Raw genomic sequence first — 19524 nt, forward strand, 5'->3', positions numbered from 1 at the left:
AACCAATTTAAAGGGATATAAACTATTTTTCAATACGAATTCAAAAATACTAATATTTCATCTGTTTGTTTCTATTTTTTTTAATTAGCATTTTGGAGTATTCAATATTTTATAAATAGGGTTATTTCTGCTTAGAAAATATTAAATAAAGAAAGTGTAAAGCTTTGTTTTAGTATTTTTTCATTTTCTTTATAAATTAAAATAAATCAATTGTTTTTTGATGCAATCATTATCTAAAAATCAAATAAAGTTAATAACGAGTTTAAAGCAAAAAAAGTATAGATTGTTGTACGGTCTTTTTGTTGTTGAAGGCATTAAAACCATTAAAGAGTTGTTGAATTCCAATTTGTTGCTTCATACACTTTATACGATCGAAAGCTTCAATATTGATGTCAAAGATGAAATTTTAATTTCCGAAGCAGATTTAAAACGTATTAGCTTCTTAACAACACCAAATAGAGCATTAGCCGTTTTTAAAATACCGACATCAGAACCTATTGACACAAATGAATTAATAGTGGTTTTAGATGATGTAAGAGACCCTGGGAATTTAGGAACTATTATTAGGTTATGCGATTGGTTTGGTGTTAAAGATTTAGTTTGTAGTAATGAAACTGTAGATTGCTTTAATCCTAAAGTCATTCAATCTACTATGGGGTCTATAACCAGAGTCAATATTAATTATATTGATTTACCTATGTTTTTAAAAGAAGTTGATATTCCTGTTTTTGGAACTTTTATGGATGGTGAGAATGTGTATAATGTGAGTTTACCAAAAAAAGGTGTTTTGGTTTTAGGAAATGAAGCCAATGGTATTTCAAAAGAAATAGAATCTCTTGTTAAAGAAAAATTGGCGATTCCTAGATTTGGTAAAATTCAAGCTACCGAAAGTTTAAACGTAGCAACTGCTACCGCTATTTTACTTAGTGAATTTAGGAGAAATTTTGTTGTTTAGTAGCTACTCGACTTACCAACTCACGACTTATTAGCCAAAGTCTATTGAAAAGTGAAGTTTATAAAGACCGCTCTGGTTTTCATACTGTTAATATTGCTTGTCCACGGGCTGTTTGGGTCTTTGTCTGGTACCAGCTCATCATTAATGCTAAAAGCACCTCTAATGGAAGGTGTGAATTTAAAGTTATATAGATAAAAATCGATGCCAAAACCTAACTCATAAAACAACGTGTTTTTGGTCGTTCTAAATTGCCTGTTACTATTGTCATTTGGATTGTTTTCATTGCTAGAAAGGTTCAGTGCTGTTGAAAACCCACCAACAACAAAAGGCTTAAAGTTGTTTATGCGTTTTGTGGAAAATTTGACTAATAGAGGTAAATGTATGTATGTAGATTTTACTTCACGTGTTAAATCTGAGCTAGTTGTGCTACCCGAAAAATAGGTTTGACTGTAATATAACTCTCGTGTAGTAATGAATAAACCGGGTTCTATACGCAAATCAATATAATCATTGATTCTTAGGTTTCCTATGAGACCTACATTAAAACCAGTGCTTTTTTTAACGTAAATGTCTCTTAAATCTTCATTGTAATCAAAATTAAAATCGTAGCTATTAAGTCCTAAAAAATACCCCCATCTTAATAAATTATTATCGGTAGAACCTCTGCCTTGATTGGCATCATAACTCACTTTTTCTTTTCTGAATAATTGAGCATTGGAAGTTTGTATTACAAATAAAAATGACAATAATATAAAAAGGTGCTTCATAAAATTATTTTGATGACACGTAAATGGTAGCTACACCAAATGTTTGGGGTAAATCTTTAACACTAATAAACCCACTTTTGCGTAAAATATTGTTTAAAACTTCACCATAAGGAAAAACAGAAGCCGAATCGCTTAAGTATTTGTAAGCACTTTTATCTTTTGAAAACATACGTCCAATAACAGGTAATATGTTTTTTGTGTAAAAATTATAGCCTTGTTTGTAAGGCGTTTTTGTAGGTATAGATGTTTCTAAAATAACAAAGCAACCTCCAGGTTTTAAAACGCGGTGTATTTCTTTTAAGCCATTTTCCAGTGTTTCAAAGTTTCTAACACCAAAGCCAACTGTAATAGCATCAAAGGTATTGTCTTCAAAAGGCATGTTTTCAGAATCGCCCAACACCATGTCTATTTTGTTATCTAACCCCTGTTTTTTTATTTTTTCTTTTCCAATTTCTAACATGCCATTACTAATGTCCAATCCAATAATTTTGGTGGCATTCGTTTTTGAAAGAGCTATCGCTAAATCACCTGTTCCTGTGGCAATATCTAAAATGGTCTCAGGATTGGTCTCTTTTACTATTTGGACTACTTTTTTTCGCCATTTTATATCTATTCCAAAAGAAATGACCCGGTTTAAACCATCATAATCTTCAGAAATGGTATCAAACATTTTTGTGACCTGTTCTTTTTTGCCTAAATCGCTATTTTTGTATGGTTTTATCTTTGACAAAGTATTATTTTTTGGCAAACCTACATAATTTATTTCAGCTTTTAAATGTCTATTAAAGTCAAAATAGCATTATTGAGGTTATTCAATACATAAATATAAAATTACCATAATTAAGAGAATAATTCTTTAAAAAAAGTGCTAAATAACATTGTTATAAATAATTGTGAAATGGTAATATTTAATTTATGCTATATTTGTTTTTCTTATTATGAATTAACAAATGAAAATAATTATTGCTGGTGCAGGTGAAGTTGGGTTTCATTTAGCTAAATTGTTGTCTTATGAATCTCAAGAGATTACTTTAATAGACACGAACAAAACAAGTTTGGCATATGCAGATAATCATTTAGATATTAGAGTTATAAAAGGTGATGCAACGTCTATAGCTGTTCTAAAAGAGGCGCGTGTCGCTAACTCCGATTTATTTATAGCCGTAACTTCAAGTGAAACAACAAATATTACGGTTTGTGTTTTGGCAAAACAATTAGGGTCTAAAAAAACGATTGCCAGAATTTCTAATACTGAGTTTATAAACCATAAGGATGAAGTTGGGTTTACGAAGTTTGGCATTGACGAGCTTATTTCACCTGAGGCTCTAGCGGCTTCAGAAATTGAATTATCGTTAAAACAATCCTCTTTCAATGAAAATTATGAGTTTGAAAATGGAGCGCTTACCATGGCGGGATTAACACTCTCTAGGTCTGCTTCCTTTGTTGGCAAAACCGTAAAAGAAGCTGCCGAAATTTTTCCAGAAATACATTTTGTGCCTATTGCTATTCAGCGATTCGGAACTCAATTCACTATCATACCTCGAGGCGATACGAAGTTTAAACGTGGCGATACGGTGGTTTTTATAACTTCAGAAGGTGGCGGAGACGAACTTTGTAGACTCACAGGTAAAGTGAATAGAGCTATTAAAAATGTTATGATTTTAGGAGGTAGCTTAATAGGATTTAAAACGGCTAGATATTTAAGTGAAAAAGATTTTAATGTCAAGCTCATTGAAGAAAATAGGGACAGAGCCTTTGATCTTGCGGAACAATTAACGAAAGTTTTGGTGATTAACAGTGATGGGCGAAATGTTGACTTATTAGATGAGGAGAATATTAGCGAGATGGATGCTTTTGTAGCTGTGGGTACGAATTCAGAAACCAACATCATGTCTTGTTTGGTTGCTAAGTCTAAAGGTGTTAAGAAAACCATTGCGCTGGTTGAAAATATGGACTATTTTGAACTATCTCATTCTATTGGAATTGATACATTAATTAATAAAAAATTATTAGCTGCCAATAATATTTTTAGATACATACGAAAAGGAGAGGTTGTGGCTATGACCAAACTTAACAACTTAAATGCAGAATTATTAGAATTTGAAGTAAAGGCATCCTCAGCAGTTTGTAATAAATTAATTAAATCAATCGATTTTCCCCGTTCAGCTATTATTGGAGGGGTTATTAGAAATGGTGTTGGAATGATAGCACTTGGTAATTTTAAAATTCAGGAAGGCGATCGCGTTGTTGTCTGTTGCATACTCCAATCTATAAAACGTGTTGAAAAATTATTTCTTTAATAAGTTGTAAACAACCATTGCATATTGAAACTAAACTTTAAAATCATTTTTCATTTTTTAGGATTGCTATTAGTGTTTAATGGTGGTTTTATGCTGTTATCTGGAATAGTGAGCTTTATTTATAAGGATGGAGTAACACTTCCAATATGTCTTGCTGGCCTTTTAACTTCGGTTGTTGGTTTGGTAATAATGCTTTTAACTAGAACCCATAAAAAAGAAATTAATAAACGGGAAGGCTACATAGTTGTTACGTTTGGATGGATTATTATGTCATTATTTGGAACGTTGCCGTATGTGTTAACGGACAGCATCCCAAATTTCACAAATGCTTTTTTTGAAACCATGTCTGGTTACACTACGACTGGAGCTTCTATTTTAAATGATATCGAAATAATACCTAAAGGGGTTTTGTTTTGGCGTAGCACTACGCATTGGATAGGTGGTATGGGTATTATTGTATTAGCCATAGCTATTTTGCCATTGTTAGGAATTGGAGGCATGCAACTTTTTGCGGCTGAAGCCCCTGGACCTAGTGGGGATAAATTGCACCCTAGAATTACTGATACAGCTAAGCGCCTATGGTTAATTTATTTTGGCTATACTATTACGGAAACATTGTTTCTTAATCTAGCAGGCATGTCCTTTTTTGATGCTATCAATCATTCTATGGCGACTTTGTCGACAGGAGGATTTTCAACAAAGAATGCCAGTGTAGCATATTGGAATGATCAACCAATTATTCAGTATATTATTATTTTATTTATGTTCTTAGCTGGGTCAAACTTTGTCCTCAGTTACTTTGCTTTTAAAGGAAAGGTTCAAAAAATAATCAATGATGAAGAATTTAAGCTGTATTTTAAGTTTGTAGTTGTTTTTACCATAATAGCGGCACTCATTATTTATTTTAAATCAAATATGTCCATATCTTCAATAAGCCATCCAATGGTTTGGGGTGAAGGTGAAAGTGCTTTTAGGCATGCATTATTTCAAGTATTAACAGTTATTACCACTACAGGATTTATTTCCGCAGATTATACTTTGTGGACTCCTTTTTTAGTGGTTTTCTTTTTCGGACTAATGTTTTTGGGTGGTTCAGCTGGAAGTACAGCGGGTGGGGTAAAAGTCGTAAGGCATTTAATTCTTATTAAAAATGGCTTTTTAGAATTTAAACGTACACTTCATCCCAATGCCATAGTGCCTGTTAGATATAATAAAAAGGCTATTAACAGATTTATTGTTTTTAATATTTTGGCATTCTTTATTCTTTATATGTTGTCTTTTATCGTTGGAGCTTTAGTGTTTTCTATGTTTCAAATAGACTTTCAATCTTCGGTAGGATTATCGGCATCTAGTTTAGGGAATATTGGTCCAGCACTAGGCAATTTTGGACCTGTAAATAACTATTCGGCACTACCTCCTTTGGCACAATGGTGGGCTTCTTTCCTTATGCTTATTGGTCGTTTAGAACTGTTTACTGTTCTTATTTTATTCACGCCATTTTTTTGGAGGAATAGGTGAAAAAATTCTGAAAAATTAATAATTGCGAGGATATATTCTCAATAATTTCATTAAATCCTATAACATTTTGTAAGAATTATATAATAGATTAGGTGTGATTCGACCTTACCTTTGTTTAAAGTTGTATCAACTATTAAATTATAAAACAAAAATTATGGACAAAACTATAAAATTTACTCTATTGGTATTGGGTGTTGCATTATTTGTTTATGGGATTTCCTTAATTCCTTCGAATGCTTCATTAATATTTTCATTAGAAATTGAAGATCAGAATCTTATGAATTCATACTTGCTTATGGGTTTAGGGATATTAATAACTTCAGTTAGTTTTATTAACACTATAGATAGATATTAAATCTTAAAATATTACTGTCTGGAATTATTACTTACATAATTTTTCAGTTAATTTTAAACCTCTCCTTGTAACGTTTCTGTAAAACAGACTACTTATCATTTATAGCGCTGCTTTTTAATATTGATTGTGATTATAGTAAAAGATAGTTTTTCTTATACATATAAATAAAATCAATCTGTTACTTATTTGTTCAATTTAAAACCTAGAAATTATGGGAGGAGAAGGTTCAATAGCAGCTGCCAATAATTCATTAAAACTAAATAGAGGTCAATTAGCAAAGCGAAAAGAAAGAAAAGGATTTGAAGGAAGTTATTTGTTGAAATTAGAAAATTTCCAAAAGCAACTCCAGAACAATTAAAAATATTAAAACAAAAAATTCAATTTGAGAATAAACAAAATAGAATAAAGCGAGTTATATTATTTATAATAACAATTTCCTTGACATTATTATTCCTTATTTTTTTCACATAAAAAAAGCTGCTAATTAACTTTAGCAGCTTTTGAAATTTATATGGCATGTTAGCTATTTTAACTAACAGCCTCTTTTATTCTTTTAATAGCTTCAATAATTTGTTCTTGTGAAGCAGCATAAGAGATTCTTATACAATCTGGATTTCCAAAGGATTCACCATCAACTGTTGCAACCAAAGCTTTTTCCAATAAAAACATGGAAAAATCAGAGGCATTATTTATAGTTATGCCTTTTATTGTTTTTCCAAAGAAATAAGAAATATTTGGGAACACATAGAAAGCTCCTTCTGGAACATTCGTTTTAAAACCTTCAATGTCGTTAAGTAAGCTAAGTATTAAATCGCGACGCACTTTAAACTCATCAATCATGTATTGAACTCTTGATGGTGGTTCGTTTAACGCCGTGATAGTCGCACGTTGTGCAATACAGTTGGCGCCACTTGTAATTTGCCCTTGCATTTTGTTACAAGCGCGAGCTATTTTTTCTGGGGCACCAATATATCCAATACGCCATCCGGTCATAGCAAATGCTTTAGATACACCGTTTACAGTAATGGTACGGTCGTACATATCTTCAAATTCGGCCATGCTTGCATGTTTGCCTACATAATTTATATGTTCGTAAATCTCATCAGATACTACATAAATATTAGGATATTTAACAAGGACATCTGCCAAAGCTCTTAATTCGGCTTTGCTATAGATAGATCCACTTGGATTACATGGTGAACTAAACCAAATCATTTTAGTTTTTGGTGTAATGGCAGCCTCCAATTGCGCTGGAGTCATTTTAAAATCTGTAGCAATAGTTGTTGGGACTTCAACAGGAATACCATCGTTTAATTTTATTAGATCGGCATAACTAACCCAATATGGACAAGGCATAATAACTTCATCACCTTTATTGGTTAATACAGCTGCAATGTTGGCAAGAGATTGCTTTGCACCTGTAGAAACTACAATTTGATTAGGTGTATAAGTTAAATTGTTATCACGTTTAAACTTAGTAATTATGGCTTGTTTTAATTCTACATAACCATCAACCGGCGAGTAAGAATTATAATTTTCATTAATAGCTTGAATGGCAGCATCTTTAATGAATTCTGGAATGTGAAAATCTGGTTCACCAAGGCTTAAGCCAATGATGTCTTTCCCTTCAGTTCTTAGCTCTCTCGCTTTAGCGGCCATTGCTAAAGTTGCAGACGTAGCCATGTTTAAAATTCTATCGGATAGTAATTGCATTTAATAAATTAATAAAAGTGGTTATTTTATACTTGTAAAGCTGGTTTAGTACCCATATCTCTCAAATGTTTAAAATGAGCGATAATGGCTTTGCGTGTTGTTTGATATTCGTTATAAGGTAAGTCGAATTCTTTAGCGGTTTCCTTAACTATTTTAGATATTTTAGTATAGTGAACATGACTAATGTGTGGAAAAATATGATGTTCTACTTGATGGTTTAAACCTCCTGTAAACCAATTAACCAATTTGTTTTTTGTACTGAAGTTAATTGTCGTTTTAAGTTGGTGTACAGCCCAAGTATTTTTCATGATGCCATCTGCTTCTGGTAAAGGCATTTCAGCATCTTCCATAACATGTGCTAATTGAAACACCACACTTAAAATTAAACCAGCCGTATAATGCATAATAAAGAATCCAATAAGTATTTTCCACCAAAAAATGCTTAAAATCAGCATAGGAATCACAATCCAAATACTAATATATATCACCTTTGAAATAACTAATTTACTCCAATTCCACGTTGGGTTAGGAAATTTTCCATAAGACAATTTACGTTTCATATAACGTTTCATTTGTAAAAAATCTGTAGTAATGGCCCAGTTTATGGTTAACAATCCATAAAGTAAAACAGAATAATAATGTTGGAATCTATGATGCCATTTCCATTCAGAATGTTCAGTAAAACGTAAAATTCGTCCGGCATCTAAATCTTCGTCATGTCCATGAATATTTGTGTATGTGTGGTGCAAAACGTTGTGTTGGACTTTCCAGTTATAAGTATTGCCAGCAAGAATATAAATACTACTTCCCATTAAACGGTTTATCCATTCTTTATTTGAAAAAGATCCATGATTACCATCATGCATCACATTCATCCCCACGCCAGCCATGCCAATACCCATAACAATAGTAAGCAATAGTTGCGCCCAGCCAGGTATATTTAATGTTAGTAGTAAGAAATAAGGCGTTAAAAACAAAGCAAACATGACTATGGTTTTTAACCAAATTGTCCAATTTCCGGTACGCTTAATGTTGTTATCTTTAAAATACTCATTAACACGTTTATTTAGTGTTCTAAAAAAATTTGCAGAATCTACTCTTGAAAATGAAAGTGTTTGTTTGTTCATACTATTAAATTAATGCTTAGTTTATATGTGAAAACTAAAACCGTGCAAAGATAGACATAATGCCGTTTAAGTTATAACGTTTTTTAGTAAAATTATGTATATAAAAAGTATATTTTTGTTAAAAATTTCACATTAATGGAGCTTATTTTAAAATATTTCCCAAACCTTACAGAAGACCAAATTATAAAATTCGCTCTATTGGAAGAGCTTTACAAAGATTGGAATTTAAAAATTAATGTGGTTTCAAGAAAGGATATTGATGAACTTTATTTACGCCATGTTTTACATTCTTTAGCAATTGCAAAGTTTATTGAATTTAATAAAGGAAGCAAGATTCTGGATGTTGGTACAGGAGGTGGTTTTCCGGGTATTCCGTTGGCTATCCTTTTTCCAGAATCCTCATTTCATCTAGTCGATAGCATTGCAAAAAAAATAAGGGTTGTTGATGAGGTTGTTGAGGGATTGGGTTTAAAAAATGTAAAAACGACCAATAGCAGGGTTGAAGAAATTAATGATACTTATGATTTTATAATTAGCAGAGCTGTAGCGGCTATGCCAACTTTTGTACATTGGACTAAAGGAAAAATAGCCAAAGAGCAAAAACACACTATTAAGAACGGCATTTTGTATCTAAAAGGCGGTGATTTAGAAGACGAGTTAAAAGACTACAAGACTATTGAAATTTATAGTTTAAGTGATTATTTTTCTGAAGATTTTTATGAAACCAAAAAACTCGTGTATTTGCCTTTAAAATATAAAGCGTAATCTTTTATAAAGCATTTAATTCTTTATAGATGCCATTCAAGTAAAAAAATTGGTTTTTGTACCAATAGGTGTCTTTGAATACTTCAATGCTACCATCATTCAAAGCATTTGGATTAATAATACTTTTTGCTTTTTGAAAATTTACTTTAGCTTCTACTTTATTGTTAGCCTTAAACTGGGTCATTGCCATACCTAAATAAGCATCAAAATCTAAAGCATCCGATTTAATGGATTCAGTAAAAGCTGTAACAGCAGGAACAAACTCTCCTAAAAAAAGATGGGTAACACCTATATAAAAATAACAAGGTAAATTGTTTTTATCTAGTTGTATGGCTTTATAAAAATCGTTTTTTGCTTCTTTATAGTAATTTATGCTTAAAAGAGCCAAACCCCGATTATAAAAAGCACTACTATTTGGGTTTAGAAGAATAACATATCCATAGTTTTTAAAGGCTTCTTCGTAATTTTTGAGCTCCATGTAAGCCATGGCTTTTTGTTCGTAGGATTTAAAATCGTTAGGGAATTCATTTGTGATTTTATTGAAATCTAAAATAGCTTCCTTAAATTCGCCTAAATAGGCTTTTGACAATCCTAAATTATAAAGTGCATTTGTGAGTTGTTTGTCGAGTTCCAATGATTTTATGTAATCTTCTTTTGCTCCTAAATAATCTTGTAAAGCAAACTTAGAATTTCCTCGATTGTAATAGGTGTCGGCATCTGGTTTGTAGAATATTACTTTTGTATAATCTAAAATGGCTCCATTATAATCTCCTAAGTTGTATTTTGCAAGTCCTCTATAAAAATAAGCATCTAAATTTTGAGGTTCTAACTGAATAACTTGAGTAAATAGTTCAATTTGCTCATTAAAATTTGTGGATTTTAAACCTTGCCTTAATAATTTATTTACTTGACCAAAAGATAGTAAGGGAACTATGAGTGCAATAAGTAAACATTTTTGCATGGCTTTTTTGTTTTATAAACGAACTATTTAAATAAAAATTATAAACTTTTTGGTTATGCCTTGTCTACCCCTTTCACATTCATTTTTAATATATAATTGGTAGTTCTAGCTGTAATAAAAAGTATATTACCTTTTTTACCTCCAAAACAAACATTGGTTGGGGCTTCTGGAATTATAATTTCTTCAATAAGGTCTCCTTGTAGGTTAAAAATTAAAACTTTATTTGCAGTTGTTAAATAAATATTACCTTGGTTATCGATAGTCATACCGTCGCTTCCGTATTTTACAAATGATGTTTTGTTAGTTAAAGAACCATCTGCTTGAATATCATATTTAAAGGTTTCCCTTGCTCCCATATCAGCTACATACAGTGTTTTTCCATTCGGGGTTCCTATGATGCCATTTGGTGTTTTGTAATCATTTAAAAATCTAGTAGTTAAGCCTTTGGGGTTTATATAGTAAACACCTCTGGTATCTTGAATTTCTTTATGGTCTTTTGTCCAGAAAGGTCTTTGCCAATAAGGATCTGTAAAATAGATTCCTCCGTTAGGAGCAATCCATAAATCGTTGGGGCCATTGAGATGCTTTCCATCAAAATCTTCAAAAATGACATGGAATTTTTTATTTTTATCAAAATAACCTATTTGGTTGGTTTCTTCAGCACAAGCATATAACTCTCCTTTAGTGTTAAATGACAATCCATTGGCTCTTTTGGCATCATCTGAATATAAACTTACTCCTTTTTTTTCATCCCAAATATAAATTTTGTTTTGAGGTTGATCTGTAAAATAAACACGACCTTTTTTGTCGACAGAAGGGCCTTCTGTAAAATCAAATTTAAAATCAGATTTAATTAATTCTAATTTTGCATTAGGAGCTATTATTGATTCTTTTCTTTCAGATTGAGAAAAACAATTAATAAACAGCGTTGTTGTAATTAATGTTATTAATTTTAGCTTAATCATTTTTTCTTGTTTAAAGTTATGGCGCAATAAAACTAATAAATTTAATTCTACAATTAATTTAAAAAGCATAATATCATTTATTTCTATAAAATGAGATTTCTCTTATTGAGAGTTTTTTTTGTTAATGTAATAAATGTTACATATAATTATTTGAAATACTACCATATTTGCTTCTTAAAATTCTGGTTTTAAGATTTTAGGAGTTAATGGCACTTGGCGTATATGTAATGTATACGCCATTTTATTTTTGACTTACAAGATAATTTAACTTCTTTATTAGTAATATATTTGGTATTAGTAATTTTGTAAATTGCAACACTTTATTATAGTATATTATATGGTCACTCTTAAACAATTAGCCAAAGAATTAAATGTTTCTATTTCCACCGTTTCAAAAGCACTTAATAATAGTGAGGAAATAGGTGAAGAAACTATTAAGCGCGTTAAGGAACTTGCTGACTTATATAACTACAAACCTAATAAAGTGGCCTTAAGTTTAAAACAGAATAAAACAAAAACAATAGGGGTTATTATACCAGATATTCTTAATCATTTTTTAGCTAAAGTCTTGTTTGGTATTGAAAGAGAAGCGGCACAATATGGATATAACATTATAACATGTATATCGAACGAATCTTTAGAGAAAGAAAAAGATGGTTTACAACTGCTCGCTAATGGCAGTGTAGATGGTTTTATTTTATGTGTGGCACAAGAAACACAAGTTAAAAATGAAATAGCACATTTTAAAAAAACCATTGGTCAAGGATTGCCAATTGTGATGTTTGACCGTGTTGCACATGATGTTTTATGTGATAAAGTAATAGTTGATGATTTTGACGCTACTTATAATGCAACTAAAAGCCTGTTGCTTGAGGGAAGAAAAAATGTTGCTTTTATAAGTGGTATTGATGACTTAAGTGTTGGCAAATTAAGAGAGCGAGGTTATAATAAGGCTATATTAGAGAGTAGTAATCAACTTCCTGTAGCTTTAAAAATCTCTAAAATGGAAGACTCACAATTAAAGATTAAACTATTTTTTGAGAACAACAAAATCGATGGTGTGATTGCAGCCGATAGCGCATCGGGTGTTATAAGCATTAATACAGCCATTGGTTTTGGCTTGCATGTTCCGAAGGATATTTCTGTAATAGGATTTTCAAGTAAATATATTTCTAACCATTCTATACCACGATTAACAAGTATTAGGCAGCATGCTAAAGATATAGGTGCCAATGCGGCTCAATTGTTGATTAGACGATTACAAAATAAAAATATGTCTGAGAATGATGTTTCTACTCGAATTATAAAAACAAGTTTAATTAAGAGTGGGTCAACATTGTAATTTCAAAATTAGTTATTAACACCCAAAAGTTAATAACTTGACATCAAAAATACGTTTCATCGTTTAAAATATCTATTTAATCGATTTTTTTGTATCCTACCTACTGTTTTGACATACATTTACAGCATCTTAGCGAATGTTCTAGTAATCTCTCTCAGTTCCTAAGATATTAATCCGTTTTTGACGTAACTGTCACTTCCCTCAAAAATTAAATTTTAAAAAATCTTTGCATTTTTTGTGCATTCGATTTTAAGTTAATTATCCATTTTTTCCCTCAACAAAGATTTTGGTTTCAAAATCCTTGTAAGTTTTTTTAAAATAAATAGAGAATAACTGTGTAACCTTAAAATTGAATTAATATGAAATCCCTAAAATTTACCTTATTAGTAGCAGTGCTTTTCGCAACGTTATCTTCATGCACAAAACAAGATTTAAATGAAGATGATTTATTAGGCGATCCAACTCCAAATGTTGTTATTGGTGGAGATGGTGATGTTACGGAAAGATAATATAACTTTACTAAACATAATTAAAGCCTTTATCTTAAGATAAAGGCTTTCTCTTTAAAAAAAGAAAAATTATAGATACATTTGAGATACCTTATATGTAATTGCATTGAATCTTAAAATTTTTGTTTTAGCGATTTTTTTTTCGTGTGTTTCTTTTGCTCAAGAAGATACCAAATCCATTATTGACAGTATTAAATTTCATTTGATAAATTCAAATAAGAATACATTGGATATTAAATTGAGATTAAAAAATGCAAAACAAGCAAAAAAACTTTCGGAACAATATGATTTAGATTCCCTAAAGCTAAAAAGTTATTTAGAGTTATCCAAAATTTATTTTGACAATAAAAAAAATTTAAAATTAAATATAGATTACAACAATGCTTTATTATTGAAGGATAATCATAAAGCACTAAAGATAGCCATAGGAATAAATGATTCTTTATCACTAGCAGATATAAACAAGAATTTAGGTTATTACTATTATGATATATCTATAGATAGTGCTTATTATTATAATAACAAAGCTGAAAAATTATATACAAACCTTAAGGATAACTATGCTACAGCTTTAGTGCTTCTGGATATTGCTTTACTTCAAAGAAATGATAAGGATTATGCTGGTAGTGAAATAACTTCAATAACAGGAATCTCTTTGCTTGATCAGTTAGATGAATCAGATGAGGTTGTAAGATACAAGTCCTATTTTTATAATAACTTGGGTATTATATTCAAAGAGCTTTCCCAATTTGATGAGTCTATAAAGTATAATTTAAAAGCTATACAATTAAAAAAACAATTGAAAGGTAATAATGACGTATTAATTGATAATCAAATAAATAATTTAGCCAATGTTTATAAAAGTTCTAAGAACTACGATTTAGCAATTAAATATTACAATGAGATTTTTGAGAATAAAAAATTGATAGCTGAAAGACCTGGTTTTTATGCAGTTGTACTTGATAATTATGCGCACACTAGGTTTTTGTCTAAAAATTATGAGCAACTTCCAGGTTTGTTCCTTAAAGCATTAAAAATTTGTGATAGTATTCAAGATAGCTATAAAACCATCGTCATTAATCAGCACTTAGCTAAATATTATAAATTCAAAAATCAAAAAGATTCGGCAAAGTATTACGCCTATAGAGCAAAAGATATTTCTTATCCAAATTATACAGATGATTTATTAGAATCATATTCCGTTTTGGCCGAGGTAGAAGATGATAGCATTGCTGTAAAATATTATAATGAGTACATAAAACTTAACGATAGTCTAATAAAAAAGGAAAGAGCTACTAGAAATAAGTTTACTAGGATACAGTATGAAACTGATAAAATTGAAAAGGAAAACATCAAAATATCAAGAGAACGCATGTGGTTATTAATAACGTCCATTGTGTTAATCATAAGCTCATTTTTAATATACATAGTTATTCACCAAAGAAACAAAAACAAAGAGTTAAAGTTTATTCAAAAGCAACAAGAAGCCAACGAAGAAATATATAACCTCATGTTAAATCAAAATGAAAGTGTTGAAGAAGCTAGAACATTAGAGAAAAAACGTATTTCTCAAGAATTACATGATGGTGTATTAGGCCGTTTATTTGGTACAAGATTAAGTCTAGATAGTCTAAATATGGGAACCACTGTAGATGCTATAAATACAAGGAGTCAATATATTAATGAGCTTAAAACAATTGAACAAGATATTAGAAAAGTATCTCATGATTTGAATACTGATTTTGTTTCGGGTTCCGGGTTTGTGGATATTATCAATACTTTGGTGGAGACTCAAACGGGTGTTTACAAACTAAAGTATAAAATAAACCATGATGGATCTATTAATTGGGATGAAATACCCAATAAAAGTAAAATACACATATATAGAATCATACAAGAGACGTTACATAACATATATAAACATGCAAATGCCAACACGGTAAAAATTAGCTTTAAATTAAAAAATAATGTAATTTGCTTATCTATAAAAGATGATGGTTCTGGGTTTGATGTTAATAAAACAAAATCAGGAATAGGTCTTAAAAATATAAATTCAAGAATTAAGGAAATTAACGCCACATTAAATATTAACTCAGAAAAAAGTAACGGAACAACCATTAAAATTAATATCCCCATTTAACCTACCATTAAATTATGTCAGAAAAAATTAGAATATTGATGATTGATGACCACCCTATGATTATTGAAGGGTATCAAAATACATTGCAATTTACTAAAAAGTCTAATCAAGAATTGTATATAGATATTGCCAATAATTGTGATGAGGCTATACACTTTATGGACAAATCTCTTGAAAAAGCTTTGCCTTATGATGTATTATTTGTCGACATTAGTTTGCCAGCATCTAAAGACGGCTCCATGCAATCAGGGGAAGATTTGGCAGGATATGCCCGCAATATTTTGCCAAAAGCTAAAATTATTATTTTAACGATGTTTAATGAGTCCTTTAGGATTCATAACATTATAAAAACTATAGATCCAGAGGGATTTTTAATAAAAAGTGATTTGACATCTAGCGAGTTGGCAAGTGCATTTCAAGCGGTACTTAACAATCCGCCATTTTATAGTGGTACAGTAAATAGCCATATTCGAAAATCTATTACTACCGATATTATTATTGATGAAAAAAACAGAAAAATACTTCACTTATTGTCACAAGGCGTTAAAACTAAAAATTTGGCAGCTCATTTAGATATTTCTTTAAGTGCGGTTGAAAAACGGAAAAAACAGCTTAAAGATTTGTTTTTAGTTGAAGATGGAGAAGACGAAACACTACTCGAAGAAGCTAGAAAAAGAGGTTTTGTTTAGAAAAAGTAATATATTTCCTCTTATAGAATGTTAAAGTTTTTTAAGATGAAAATTTTATAATCACTTAAATCCTAGATTATACTTGATAATTCTATTTTAACCGTAATTAGATTGCGGTTTTTCCGCAGCTATTAGAGAAAAGTATTAATTATCTTTGTGAGGTCAACACTTCAAATTAATTGATCCCTCAATATTTTATGTTGATAATAGCAATTTACATAAGTCCCGTGGAGGTGAGAGACCCATGGGACTTCTTCTTTTTTAAGACGCGAAAATTACTTGTCTATAATCCCATAAAACTGAAATAAATAATCCCAAATAAATAACTGCTATTATAAATTTTATTATCGTAGAAGCTAAAAACCCAATAAGACTGCCAAAGGCAGCTTTTAAAGCAGTTTTAGAATTACTTTTATTTATTAGCTCACCAATGAATGCCCCAATAAATGGACCGATAATAATACCTCCAGGAATGGGGGCGAACAAACCAACAACCAATCCTATTGAAGTACCTATAATACCAGCTTTTGTGCCTCCAAATCGTTTAGTACCCATAGATGGAATGATATAGTCTAGAACCGAAATTGCTACAGCAATAATAAACGTAATAACAATTAAAGTTATGTACATTGGTATGGCTTTAGTTAAATATAATAGTAGTAGCCCAACCCAACTACTAAATGGACCTGGTAAGATGGGTAAAAAGCTACCAAGAAGACCTAAAATCATACATAAGGCCGCAATAATGATTAAAATAATATCCATATCAAATTTTCAATGTAATTACAAAAAACTATTAATATCAATTTTTAAACTAAAAATTTAGTTTAAACTAATTTTTTAGTTATATTTGTTTTATTCAACTAAATAATTAGTTATAAAAATACATTTAAAAATGATACATTCATTAACGAATATTTAATTGAAATTAATATTAACAATGAATGTTGTTTTTATTAGAAATAGAACGATAAAAATATACAGATGAAACAGTTAACAAAAGCAGAAGAAGATATTATGCAAATACTTTGGCAACTTAAAAAAGCCCATGTGAAATTAATAGTTGAAAAATTTCCAGAGCCAAAGCCTGCATATAACACTGTATCAACCATAGTTAGAATTCTAGAAAACAAGGGTTTTGTAGGTTATGAAAAAGAAGGTAAGGGGCATGTGTATTTCCCTTTAATTCAGCAACAAGATTATAGTAATCAATCTATAAATAAATTGGTTGATAATTATTTTGAAGGGTCTTTTAAAAGCATGGTGTCTTTTTTTGTGAAGAAAAATGATATCAGTTTAAAAGAGTTAGAATCTGTTTTAAAGGAGATTAATAAAAAAGAATAGTCATGGTACCATACATTATACAAGTTGCTGCATTTCAATTGGTGTTTTTAATGATTTATGATGCATTTTTAAAAAAAGAAACCTTTTTTAATTGGAACAGAATCTATTTGCTTTCCACTGCATTACTGTCTGTTTTTATTCCATTTATAAGATTAGAAGTCTTTAAAAATGTCATTCCACAACAATATATTATAAATCTCCCAGAGGTTATAATTGGTAATGCAAAAGTATCAAACCAAAATCCAATACAATTAGAGACTATAGTCATAAAATCTAAAACATTTTGGACTTGGGAAAACTTATTTTATGTGGGTATGATTTTAGCTACCATCTTACTTCTTTTTAAATTAGTGAAAGTGTTAATATTGTTATATAAAAATCCCAAAATGAAGTTAGGTCATTTGCTTATTGTAAACCTATTAAATAGTAATTCGGCATTTTCTTTTTTCAATTATATATTTTTAGGAGACGGTTTAAACGACAACGATAAAGAAGCTATTTTAAAACATGAGATGGTTCATGTTAAACAAAAACACACGCTAGATTTATTGTTTTTTGAAGTGATGCGTATTCTCTTTTGGTTTAACCCTTTAGTATATATGTATCAAAATAGAATCATGACGCTTCATGAGTTTATTGCTGACCAAGAAGTTGTAAAACATCAAGACAAAACACAATATTATCAAAACTTGTTATCCCAAGTTTTTCAGACTCAAAATATATCATTCATCAATCCATTTTATAAACAATCATTAATCAAAAAACGAATCGTTATGTTACAAAAATCAAAATCAAAACAAATTCATTTGCTTAAGTATGCTTTGCTCATTCCCATGGTTATTGGGATGTTGGTTTATACATCTAGTGATGCGCAGAATAAACCTAGTGGAGAAAAAATTATAGCCACAGAATACTCATTTCAAACATTCTATGATGAAGGGTTAAAAGAAAAAATTTATAAAGAATATTTAGAAAATAAAAATCCTAATGAAGCAAAGAAACTACTAGAGAAAGATATTAAAGAAGGCATTTTAAGATTATTTGTTGTTGATGTAGATAATTTGACAACTAAAGAGAAAGAAAAATTTAATGACAAGAAGAAATTGCTAGATACAGGGGACTATTTTACACAATTACATGTTAATAATATCGATGGCAAAAAAAATAGTTGGCTTTTTGGGTCAAATGATGTAAGTAAAACAAATAATATTGATGATTCAAAAGCTGTTGTCTTTGGAGACATGGATATGGAAGTCAGTTTTGCTAAGGTGAACCAAGTGCCCGTGTTCCCAAGCTGTGAAGATTTAGCTTCAAACGAAGATAAAAAGAAGTGTACATCTAATAAAATAACAGAATTTGTAAATAAAAATTTCAATACAAAAGTGGCTGAAGATTTAGGATTGACAGGAAGGCAGCGTATTACGGTTCTTTTTAAAATTGATACAGAGGGAAATATTAAAGACGTACAGTCAAGAGCACCTCATCCTGCTTTAGAAACAGAAGCCAATCGTGTTATAAATACCTTGCCTAAAATGATACCTGGTAAACAAAAAGGGAAAAAAGTTGTTGTGCCATATGCTTTACCAATCGTGTTTATGGTTGCTGACAATAATGAAACTGAAACCGTAACTTCTTTCCAAACCAAACAAATTGATTCTGATAAAGATTACTCGGATTCGACAGAAGTTCCTTATGCCGTAGTGGAAAAAGTACCAGTATTCGGAGGATGTGAAGATTTATTATCCAATGATGAGAAAAAGAAATGTACTTCAGACCGTATTTCTGAACACGTTGGTAAAAATTTCAATACAAAAGTGGCTGAAGATTTAGGATTAACAGGAAGGCAGCGTATTACGGTTCTTTTTAAAATTGACACAGAAGGCCATATTGTAGATATTAAGGCAAGAGCATCCCACCCAGCTTTAGAAGCTGAAACGATTCGTGTTATTAAAACCTTGCCAAAAATGATTCCTGGCGAGCAAAGAGGAAAGAAAGTGATGGTTCCATATGCTTTACCGATTATGTTTGCAGTACAAGACGATGAACCTGAATTAGAAAAGAAGTAATAGTAATT

General features: G+C 30.4%; 19 protein-coding genes. 12 read left to right on the top strand and 7 right to left on the bottom strand.

From position 1 onward, the window contains the following. The first annotated feature begins 220 nt into the window (after nucleotides 1–220). The gene (locus DKT72_RS10035; RefSeq protein WP_111308599.1) at nucleotides 221–955 is read left to right on the top strand and encodes a TrmH family RNA methyltransferase; all 735 of its coding nucleotides are present in this window, start codon (nucleotides 221–223) and stop codon (nucleotides 953–955) included. Nucleotides 956–996: 41 nt separating this feature from the next. On the opposite strand, the gene porT is transcribed toward DKT72_RS10035, so the two are convergent. Both porT and ubiE read right to left on the bottom strand, forming a co-directional pair. Next, nucleotides 997–1722, bottom strand: a complete 726-nt coding sequence (gene porT, locus DKT72_RS10040; protein WP_111308600.1) for a type IX secretion/gliding motility protein PorT/SprT — start codon at nucleotides 1720–1722, stop codon at nucleotides 997–999. Nucleotides 1723–1726: 4 nt separating this feature from the next. Beyond that, nucleotides 1727–2452, bottom strand: coding sequence for a bifunctional demethylmenaquinone methyltransferase/2-methoxy-6-polyprenyl-1,4-benzoquinol methylase UbiE (gene ubiE, locus DKT72_RS10045; RefSeq protein WP_111308644.1), 726 nt, complete (start codon nucleotides 2450–2452; stop codon nucleotides 1727–1729). A 220-nt stretch (nucleotides 2453–2672) separates the two neighbouring features. Between ubiE and trkA the strand changes: the two genes are divergently transcribed. The 4 genes from trkA to DKT72_RS18230 all read left to right on the top strand — a co-directional run bounded on the left by trkA (nucleotide 2673) and on the right by DKT72_RS18230 (nucleotide 6253). Beyond that, entirely contained in the window at nucleotides 2673–4022 is a 1350-nt protein-coding gene (gene trkA, locus DKT72_RS10050) for a Trk system potassium transporter TrkA (protein WP_111308601.1), read from the top strand. Between the two features lie 21 nt (nucleotides 4023–4043). Continuing rightward, complete coding sequence (locus tag DKT72_RS10055; RefSeq protein WP_111308602.1) at nucleotides 4044–5540, top strand: TrkH family potassium uptake protein; 1497 nt, start codon at nucleotides 4044–4046, stop codon at nucleotides 5538–5540. 154 nt (nucleotides 5541–5694) lie between these two features. Continuing rightward, nucleotides 5695–5895: a hypothetical protein gene (locus tag DKT72_RS10060; protein ID WP_111308603.1), complete on the top strand. Its 201-nt coding sequence runs from the start codon at nucleotides 5695–5697 to the stop codon at nucleotides 5893–5895. Nucleotides 5896–6106: 211 nt separating this feature from the next. Next, on the top strand, nucleotides 6107–6253 hold the full coding sequence (locus DKT72_RS18230) for a hypothetical protein (protein ID WP_162623289.1): 147 nt from the start codon (nucleotides 6107–6109) through the stop codon (nucleotides 6251–6253). A 170-nt stretch (nucleotides 6254–6423) separates the two neighbouring features. Here the strand turns inward: DKT72_RS18230 and DKT72_RS10065 are convergent, their stop codons facing one another. After that, nucleotides 6424–7608 (bottom strand): pyridoxal phosphate-dependent aminotransferase, encoded by a 1185-nt coding sequence (locus tag DKT72_RS10065; protein ID WP_111308604.1) that lies wholly within the window; start codon nucleotides 7606–7608, stop codon nucleotides 6424–6426. Between the two features lie 26 nt (nucleotides 7609–7634). Beyond that, the gene (locus tag DKT72_RS10070; RefSeq protein WP_111308605.1) at nucleotides 7635–8735 is read right to left on the bottom strand and encodes a fatty acid desaturase family protein; all 1101 of its coding nucleotides are present in this window, start codon (nucleotides 8733–8735) and stop codon (nucleotides 7635–7637) included. A 135-nt stretch (nucleotides 8736–8870) separates the two neighbouring features. Between DKT72_RS10070 and rsmG the strand changes: the two genes are divergently transcribed. Further along, nucleotides 8871–9500, top strand: a complete 630-nt coding sequence (gene rsmG, locus DKT72_RS10075; protein ID WP_111308606.1) for a 16S rRNA (guanine(527)-N(7))-methyltransferase RsmG — start codon at nucleotides 8871–8873, stop codon at nucleotides 9498–9500. Nucleotides 9501–9504: 4 nt separating this feature from the next. On the opposite strand, the gene DKT72_RS10080 is transcribed toward rsmG, so the two are convergent. Both DKT72_RS10080 and DKT72_RS10085 read right to left on the bottom strand, forming a co-directional pair. Next, nucleotides 9505–10461, bottom strand: a complete 957-nt coding sequence (locus DKT72_RS10080) for a tetratricopeptide repeat protein (RefSeq protein WP_111308607.1) — start codon at nucleotides 10459–10461, stop codon at nucleotides 9505–9507. Nucleotides 10462–10514: 53 nt separating this feature from the next. Beyond that, nucleotides 10515–11426 (bottom strand): SMP-30/gluconolactonase/LRE family protein, encoded by a 912-nt coding sequence (locus DKT72_RS10085; RefSeq protein ID WP_111308645.1) that lies wholly within the window; start codon nucleotides 11424–11426, stop codon nucleotides 10515–10517. Nucleotides 11427–11763: 337 nt separating this feature from the next. On the opposite strand from DKT72_RS10085, the gene DKT72_RS10090 reads away from it, so the two are divergent. From DKT72_RS10090 to DKT72_RS10100, 4 genes are all read left to right on the top strand, one after another. After that, complete coding sequence (locus DKT72_RS10090) at nucleotides 11764–12768, top strand: LacI family DNA-binding transcriptional regulator (protein ID WP_111308608.1); 1005 nt, start codon at nucleotides 11764–11766, stop codon at nucleotides 12766–12768. Nucleotides 12769–13127: 359 nt separating this feature from the next. Next, nucleotides 13128–13277, top strand: coding sequence for a hypothetical protein (locus DKT72_RS18235; protein WP_162623290.1), 150 nt, complete (start codon nucleotides 13128–13130; stop codon nucleotides 13275–13277). Between the two features lie 106 nt (nucleotides 13278–13383). Next, nucleotides 13384–15417, top strand: coding sequence for a tetratricopeptide repeat-containing sensor histidine kinase (locus DKT72_RS10095; protein ID WP_111308609.1), 2034 nt, complete (start codon nucleotides 13384–13386; stop codon nucleotides 15415–15417). A 14-nt stretch (nucleotides 15418–15431) separates the two neighbouring features. After that, complete coding sequence (locus DKT72_RS10100) at nucleotides 15432–16106, top strand: response regulator (RefSeq protein ID WP_111308610.1); 675 nt, start codon at nucleotides 15432–15434, stop codon at nucleotides 16104–16106. 261 nt (nucleotides 16107–16367) lie between these two features. On the opposite strand, the gene DKT72_RS10105 is transcribed toward DKT72_RS10100, so the two are convergent. Next, the gene (locus tag DKT72_RS10105) at nucleotides 16368–16871 is read right to left on the bottom strand and encodes a DUF456 domain-containing protein (RefSeq protein ID WP_111308611.1); all 504 of its coding nucleotides are present in this window, start codon (nucleotides 16869–16871) and stop codon (nucleotides 16368–16370) included. A 219-nt stretch (nucleotides 16872–17090) separates the two neighbouring features. On the opposite strand from DKT72_RS10105, the gene DKT72_RS10110 reads away from it, so the two are divergent. Next, nucleotides 17091–17450: a BlaI/MecI/CopY family transcriptional regulator gene (locus DKT72_RS10110; protein ID WP_111308612.1), complete on the top strand. Its 360-nt coding sequence runs from the start codon at nucleotides 17091–17093 to the stop codon at nucleotides 17448–17450. Between the two features lie 2 nt (nucleotides 17451–17452). Further along, a complete protein-coding gene (locus DKT72_RS10115) occupies nucleotides 17453–19516 on the top strand; it encodes a M56 family metallopeptidase (protein ID WP_235841687.1) in 2064 nt (687 codons plus the stop codon). Nucleotides 19517–19524 lie beyond the last annotated feature (8 nt).

This window comes from Confluentibacter sediminis (assembly GCF_003258355.1).
Taxonomy (GTDB): domain Bacteria; phylum Bacteroidota; class Bacteroidia; order Flavobacteriales; family Flavobacteriaceae; genus Confluentibacter; species Confluentibacter sediminis.

Coding starts and splice junctions, on each gene's coding strand:
- DKT72_RS10035 (WP_111308599.1), top strand. CDS start 221: ATGCAATCATTATCTAAAAATCAAATAAAGTTAATAACGAGTTTAAAG.
- porT (WP_111308600.1), bottom strand. CDS start 1,722: ATGAAGCACCTTTTTATATTATTGTCATTTTTATTTGTAATACAAACT.
- trkA (WP_111308601.1), top strand. CDS start 2,673: ATGAAAATAATTATTGCTGGTGCAGGTGAAGTTGGGTTTCATTTAGCT.
- DKT72_RS10060 (WP_111308603.1), top strand. CDS start 5,695: ATGGACAAAACTATAAAATTTACTCTATTGGTATTGGGTGTTGCATTA.
- DKT72_RS18230 (WP_162623289.1), top strand. CDS start 6,107: ATGGGAGGAGAAGGTTCAATAGCAGCTGCCAATAATTCATTAAAACTA.
- DKT72_RS10065 (WP_111308604.1), bottom strand. CDS start 7,608: ATGCAATTACTATCCGATAGAATTTTAAACATGGCTACGTCTGCAACT.
- DKT72_RS10070 (WP_111308605.1), bottom strand. CDS start 8,735: ATGAACAAACAAACACTTTCATTTTCAAGAGTAGATTCTGCAAATTTT.
- rsmG (WP_111308606.1), top strand. CDS start 8,871: ATGGAGCTTATTTTAAAATATTTCCCAAACCTTACAGAAGACCAAATT.
- DKT72_RS10080 (WP_111308607.1), bottom strand. CDS start 10,461: ATGCAAAAATGTTTACTTATTGCACTCATAGTTCCCTTACTATCTTTT.
- DKT72_RS10085 (WP_111308645.1), bottom strand. CDS start 11,426: ATGATTAAGCTAAAATTAATAACATTAATTACAACAACGCTGTTTATT.
- DKT72_RS10090 (WP_111308608.1), top strand. CDS start 11,764: ATGGTCACTCTTAAACAATTAGCCAAAGAATTAAATGTTTCTATTTCC.
- DKT72_RS18235 (WP_162623290.1), top strand. CDS start 13,128: ATGAAATCCCTAAAATTTACCTTATTAGTAGCAGTGCTTTTCGCAACG.
- DKT72_RS10100 (WP_111308610.1), top strand. CDS start 15,432: ATGTCAGAAAAAATTAGAATATTGATGATTGATGACCACCCTATGATT.
- DKT72_RS10105 (WP_111308611.1), bottom strand. CDS start 16,871: ATGGATATTATTTTAATCATTATTGCGGCCTTATGTATGATTTTAGGT.
- DKT72_RS10110 (WP_111308612.1), top strand. CDS start 17,091: ATGAAACAGTTAACAAAAGCAGAAGAAGATATTATGCAAATACTTTGG.
- DKT72_RS10115 (WP_235841687.1), top strand. CDS start 17,453: ATGGTACCATACATTATACAAGTTGCTGCATTTCAATTGGTGTTTTTA.